The following is a 6,072-nucleotide window of genomic DNA, read 5'->3' as shown; positions in this document are numbered from 1 at the left end:
CCATATTCAGGACGGGACACAGGCAACAAAAAAGGAGCCAATCCAGGCTCCTTTTTCCATCATCTGACCGCCAGGCCCGTCCCGCCAAGGGGACTCGTTGTCAGGGGATCAGGCATCCCACAGCCGGGTTGGCACCACCAGCAGCATGGTTCGCTGGCCGATGGCCACATTGGCATTGGGAAATACCACGGCTTCCCGCTCTTTCTCCACCAGATGGCGCAACTCGCCATCTTCCGCCAAGACAAATCCTTGGGGAAATTCGGTGAAATTGTCGACATCGCTGGCAAACAGGAAGCGAAAATCGGCACTGCGCTTGTTGATCACCCGATCGATGGCAAAGATGTTGAAATCCTCGGGCCGCCAGGGCTCCAGCGCCACGCTCGCCTCGCACACCAGCTCCTGCAGTGCCTGTCTGGCCTCGATGAAGCGGGTCATGTCATTTTCGCCAAAGGGGCGCACCTTGCCGAGCTCCACCGTGAAGCCGTAGGCATCGTGCTGACGGACGCTGTAATAGCTGAAGGTGGTGGTCGGACCGTTGGAGAGCAGTATGGTGCGCACCCCGCAGGCACCGAGGAAGCGGACCTGCTCCTGGCTGTAGGGGCGATCATGGGGGAAAGGATAAACGGCAAACTTCTCGTGACGGGAGCCGCGAATGGCGGTGTGCAAGTCATAATGCAGGCGCTCGGCCCCGGGCGTTGAGTAGAAGCGGGACACATATTGCTCGAGGCGCATGGCGCGGATCCGCTCTCTGTTGCACAGCCCCTCCCCTTTGCTGTGGGCACCGCTAAACAGCCGGTTCATGTTCTCTTCCAGCTCGCGCACCCCCAGGTTCATGGCCGCCGGATTGCCAAACAGGAACAGCACCCGATGGCGAGCGCTCAACTCACCGCTGAGCAGCTTGCCAAGCAACTGGTTGCAGATCTCGATGGGGGCCGTCTCGTTACCATGGATGCCGCAGGAGAGCACTATCTCCTTGAGGGGCTCGGCGCGCAGCTGGCTGGCCGGTTCGATGCAGAGCACCCCTGTGTCCCACACCTGCGCCTGCGCGCCATCGGCCAGGGAAAAAGAGAAGGGATCGAGCTGCCATTCGTGACGGCGGGTCAGCGCCAGGAAATCATGTTGAGGGATCATCCGTTTCACCATCTTGTCACTGTCGATGGCGCCGATTATACGGTAGCCCTCTGGCTTAAAAACAATTTTTTAAACAAATTCAACCATTAGCATAACAATGCAAGGGGAACAGGAAAGGATGCAGAGGTGACAATGAGGGCTCATGCTGAGCAGATGACGCAAAGAAGGAAGATGGCACTAGTAGAGATCGGGGGTATGGCAGAGAGACTATGGTTGGCACTATCGGCCAGCGAAAAAAAACGAGGCATCCGTGCCCGGTCAATCAACCACGCCAGAACGGCTTGGTGGTTTCCTGATAACGATCCGATTCGTTCAGGCCGATATCTTTGAGCAGATAGGCAGGCAGCTCGGAGAGCTGGCGACGACTACGGCTACGCTCCAACCAGGTCAGGAAGGTTTGTTTGGCACGAACCATCAGATTCAGTTCGCTGGACTGCTGATAACCGGCTTGGGTATAAGTCATGTTGGCCATGGTGCGGCTCCTCTTAATTAGTTGCCGCAAGCTTAGGAGTTGTCCACCCATGTCTCAATTGACGAATTTTGATACAACACATTAGTAAAAGTAATATAAGAAATCCGGCAAGAAAAATCACCAAGACAATGATTAATAAGTAAAAATTAAAAAACAAAAGTCTATTTCAATGCAAACAGCAGATTGTTCTTTTAAACGCCAGGTTAACTATTCACTTTATATTTAAGCTTATGCAATGCTCGTCATGGCGAACAGTTTGCCTATTTCCCTCATCCCGATGAAATGATCCCTGGGTGATAACGGGATGTTTCTAAAAATAACAAATGAACAATTTCATTACATGGTCACCCTCCTCATATTCTCACTCTATTTATTCGCCATAGCCAAGACTCATAGGGACAAGATCCCAGCATGACCCCCAACGCCCCCATGTGACTCACCTCACGATTCCCGCCCACTGACCGCCAAACTAGGACATTTTCCTAACTCCCCTAGGGATGGCTCTCACGCCATTTGCGCCGCGCCTCATTACAGTCGGCTCACCTGATGCAATTCCCCGACGCTCGCCAAGGCGCAGGTTTGGGCATGGGTTCAATCGACAGGGGAGCGAGGTGCACAGTGCGACCCGCTTGCTGTTGCCCTTTCCGTGGCGTGACCTCTAACAACCCATCAACCAATGGGAGGCGCAGCGGAAATACCGTCTATCTCGCAGAGGATGAACGAAGATGTTGAAATTTCTCCAACAGGTCCGGGTGCCGACCCTGGAACTGCCGGTCGAAGCCCGGCGCAAGCTCTGGTTCAAGCCATTCATGCAATCTTATCTGGTTGTATTCATTGGCTATCTGACCATGTATCTGATCCGCAAGAACTTCAACATCGCCCAGAACGACATGATCCAGGAGTACGGTCTCTCCATGACCGAGCTCGGCATGATAGGCCTTGGCTTCTCCATCACCTACGGGGTGGGCAAGACGGTCGTCTCCTACTATGCCGACGGCAAGAACACCAAGCAGTTCCTGCCGCTGATGCTGATCCTCTCCGCCCTCTGCATGCTGGGCTTCAGTGCTAGCATGGGAGGTACCGGGTTTAGCCTCTACTTCATGATCTTCTTCTATGCCCTGAGCGGCTTCTTCCAGAGCTGTGGTGGCTCTTGCAGCTACTCCACCATCACCAAGTGGACTCCCCGCAACAAGCGCGGCACCTACCTCGGCATGTGGAACCTCTCCCACAACGTGGGCGGCGCCGGTGCGGCCGGGGTGGCGCTGTTCGGTGCCAACTACCTGTTCGATGGCAACGTGCTCGGCATGTTCATCTTCCCGTCCGTCATCGCCCTCATCGTCGGCTTCGTCGGCCTGCGTTTTGGCAGCGACTCGCCGGAAGCCTATGGTCTGGGCAAGGTAGAGGAGCTGTTTGACGAAGTCGCGAGCGAAGAGGACATAGCCACCGAGGAGCAGAAACTGACCAAGGGTCAGATCTTCGTGAAGTACGTGCTGATGAACAAGGTGATCTGGCTGCTCTGCTTTGCCAACATCTTCCTCTACGTGGTGCGCATCGGCATCGACCAGTGGTCCACCGTCTACGCCCACCAGGAGCTCGGCTTCTCCAAGGAAGTCGCCATCCAGGGCTTCACCTTCTTCGAAGTGGGCGCCCTGGTCGGCACCCTGATGTGGGGCTACCTCTCGGATCTGGCGAACGGTCGCCGTGGTCTGGTGGCCTGCGTGGCACTGGCGCTCATCATCGCCACCCTGGGTCTCTACCAGCACGCCACCACCCAGTTCATGTTCCTGGGCTCCCTCTTCCTGCTGGGCTTCCTAGTGTTCGGTCCGCAACTGCTGATCGGCGTGGCCGCCGTGGGCTTCGTGCCCAAGCAGGGGATCAGCGTGGCCGATGGGGTCAAGGGCACCTTCGCCTACCTCATCGGTGACAGCTTCGCCAAGCTGGGTCTGGGCATGATAGCCGACGGCACCCCCATCTTCGGCCTGACCGGCTGGACCGGCACCTTCGCGGCGCTGGACATGGCCGCCGCCGCCTGCCTGGTGTTGATGGCCTGCGTGGCCGTGGCCGAGGAGCGCAAAATCCGCCGCATCAAACGGGAACTGAAAGCCGCCACCCTGGCTGCCCAATCCGTCTGAGCAGCACACAACCAGGCAGCTCCTCACTGAGCACTTGGTCACCGGGCGCCGCTAGTGTTTAATGCCCCCTGACCAGACATGCCTGCTCATCGCCGTGATCCAGATGCCAAGGCGCCCCTTTCGGGGGCGCCTTGGCTGTTATCCCTGCCGGGTAGGCCACGTCTTTGGTAGCCATTCGCCATCACAACCCCCACCAGGAGGCGGGCCCCATGATCAAGATTGCCCTCATCGACGATCACCAGATAGTCCGCTCCGGCTTTGCCCAACTGCTCAATCTGGAACCCGATCTGCGGGTCGTGGCCGAGTTTGGCTCCGCCCGGGATGCCTTGGCTGGGTTGCCCGGTTGCGGCGCCCAACTCTGTGTGTGCGACATCTCCATGCCGGATCAATCCGGACTGGATCTGCTCAGGCAACTGCCCACCGGCCTCGCCGTGGTGATGCTGTCGGTGCACGACAGCCCGGCGCTGATCGAGCAGGCGTTGCAGGCCGGTGCCAAGGGTTTTCTCTCCAAGCGTTGCAGCCCGGAGGAGCTGATCGCCGCGGTGCGCACCGCCGCCCACGGCGGCTGCTACCTCACCCCGGACATCGCCCACAAGCTCGCCAGCAACAACCAGGACCCCCTCACCAACCGGGAACGGGAAGTGGCGCAGCTGCTGGCCCGCGGGCTGGAAGTCAAAGCCATCGCCGAACAACTCGGCCTCTCCCCCAAGACGGTGCACGTGCACCGCGCCAACCTGATGGACAAGCTCAAGGTCAACAACAACGTGGAGCTGGCCCACCGCATGCTGGACAGCTGGTGATCTCCCGGTTTACCAGCTATGTCGCCATCTCCCTGGCGGCCAGCTTCATCTTCGCCGCCGGCTGGTTCTGCCTGTGGAGCATCGGCCTGCATCTGGCGGGTGGCCCAGTGCTGGCGGTGCTGCTGTTCCCGTTCGGGCTGCGGCTCGGCTTGCTGCTGCAAAGCCCCCTCCCCTACTGGCCGCCCCTGCTGCTCAGTGAATCCCTGCTGCTCTACTGGCTCGACAGCGAGATAGGCCTACCAGCCTGGCCACTCATTCAAGTCGGCAGCCTGCTCACCTTGCTGCCGCTGCTCATCGCCCGCCGCCAGCGGGTACGCAACGACTGGCAGCAGCTGCTGGTGTTGCTCGCCACCGTCACCGTGGCGGCGCTGCTGCAATCCCTGCTCTGGCATCTGGCCGGGGAAGATGGCCTTACTGCCCTGCTGCTCACCCTGACCGGCGGCCTTACCCTCACTTCAACCTGCATGCTGATCTGGCACTATCTGACCCGCGCCACCTGGGTGCCGCTGGGGCCCGCATTGGTGGATCAACCTGTGGACTGGCGCTTTCGTCATCTGGTCTGGTATCTGCTGCTGTTCGTGCTGAGCCTGGGGCTGCAGCTCGGCCTGCCGGACTCTTTGGTGCGCTTCACGCCGTTTTGCCTCGCCATTCCCATCATGGCCATGGCCTGGCGCTACGGCTGGCAGGGGGCGCTGCTCGCTACCCTGATGAACACGGTGGCCCTGATGGCGGGCCAGGCCTGGCACGAACACCCCCTGGACCTGTTGCTCTCCCTGCTGGCCCAGAGCCTGACCGGCCTGCTGCTGGGGGCCGGCATCCAGCGCCAGCGCGAGCTCAACCAGGCGCTGACCCGCCAGCTCGCCCACAACCGCCAGCTCACCGAGCGGCTGCTGGAGACAGAGGAGAGCATCCGCAAGGAGGTGGCCCGTGAGCTGCACGACGACATAGGCCAGACCATCACCGCCATTCGCACCCAGGCGGGCATCGCGCAGCGACTCGCGCCGGACAATCCAGGGGTCGGCCAGAGCAGCGCCCTCATCGATACGTTGTCGCTCGGCATCTATGACGCCGTGCGCGGCCTGCTCGGCCGGCTGCGTCCCCGCCAGCTCGACGACATGAGCCTGGAGCAGGCGGTGCGCGGGTTGCTGCGGGAGCTGGAGCTGGAGCGCCATGGCATCGTCACCCGCCTTGAGTGGCAGCTGACCGACGAGCGTCTCTCCGATGCCCAGCGGGTCACCCTGTTCCGAGTCTGCCAGGAGGGGCTCAACAACGTGGTAAAACACGCCAACGCCAGCTCGGTGCGCATCCGGGCCCACCAGCAGGGTGAGCGATTGCAGCTGCTGCTCGAAGATGACGGCTGCGGTCTGCCCGAACAGGCGCCCCAGGGCTACGGCCTGCTCGGCATCCGCGAGCGGGTGCAGGCGCTGGGGGGCAGCCTGCAACTCTCCTGCATTCACGGCACTCAACTGACCCTGAGCCTGCCCTGCCGCAAACGGGAAGATCACCATGAATAACCTCTCCCGCCCCCCTGCGAGGG

General features: G+C 60.4%; 5 protein-coding genes. 3 read left to right on the top strand and 2 right to left on the bottom strand.

The genetic code is table 11. The annotated features are described in order from the left end of the window. Positions 1 to 108: 108 nt before the first annotated feature. Together astE and BN1130_RS00320 are read right to left on the bottom strand one after the other, a co-directional pair. Positions 109 to 1,131 carry a succinylglutamate desuccinylase gene (gene astE, locus BN1130_RS00325; RefSeq protein WP_042039553.1) on the bottom strand — a complete coding sequence of 341 codons (1,023 nt, stop codon included), beginning with the start codon at positions 1,129 to 1,131 and terminating at the stop codon, positions 109 to 111. Between the two features lie 262 nt (positions 1,132 to 1,393). Next, the gene (locus BN1130_RS00320; protein ID WP_042039552.1) at positions 1,394 to 1,603 is read right to left on the bottom strand and encodes a DUF1127 domain-containing protein; all 210 of its coding nucleotides are present in this window, start codon (positions 1,601 to 1,603) and stop codon (positions 1,394 to 1,396) included. Positions 1,604 to 2,328: 725 nt separating this feature from the next. Between BN1130_RS00320 and uhpT the strand changes: the two genes are divergently transcribed. The 3 genes from uhpT to uhpB all read left to right on the top strand — a co-directional run bounded on the left by uhpT (position 2,329) and on the right by uhpB (position 6,049). Then, positions 2,329 to 3,735, top strand: coding sequence for a hexose-6-phosphate:phosphate antiporter UhpT (uhpT, locus tag BN1130_RS00315; RefSeq protein WP_042039550.1), 1,407 nt, complete (start codon positions 2,329 to 2,331; stop codon positions 3,733 to 3,735). 209 nt (positions 3,736 to 3,944) lie between these two features. Continuing rightward, a complete protein-coding gene (gene uhpA / locus BN1130_RS00310; protein ID WP_042039548.1) occupies positions 3,945 to 4,535 on the top strand; it encodes a response regulator transcription factor UhpA in 591 nt (196 codons plus the stop codon). Continuing rightward, positions 4,532 to 6,049, top strand: a complete 1,518-nt coding sequence (uhpB, locus tag BN1130_RS00305; RefSeq protein WP_042039547.1) for a signal transduction histidine-protein kinase/phosphatase UhpB — start codon at positions 4,532 to 4,534, stop codon at positions 6,047 to 6,049. Before uhpA ends, uhpB begins: the two co-directional genes overlap by 4 nt. The last annotated feature ends 23 nt before the right edge of the window (positions 6,050 to 6,072 follow it).

Origin of the sequence: Aeromonas rivuli (assembly GCF_000820045.1) — a bacterium.
Lineage (GTDB): Bacteria > Pseudomonadota > Gammaproteobacteria > Enterobacterales > Aeromonadaceae > Aeromonas > Aeromonas rivuli.
Note: the sequence above shows the minus strand (reverse complement) of the source record. Positions and strands in the feature narration are given on the sequence as shown.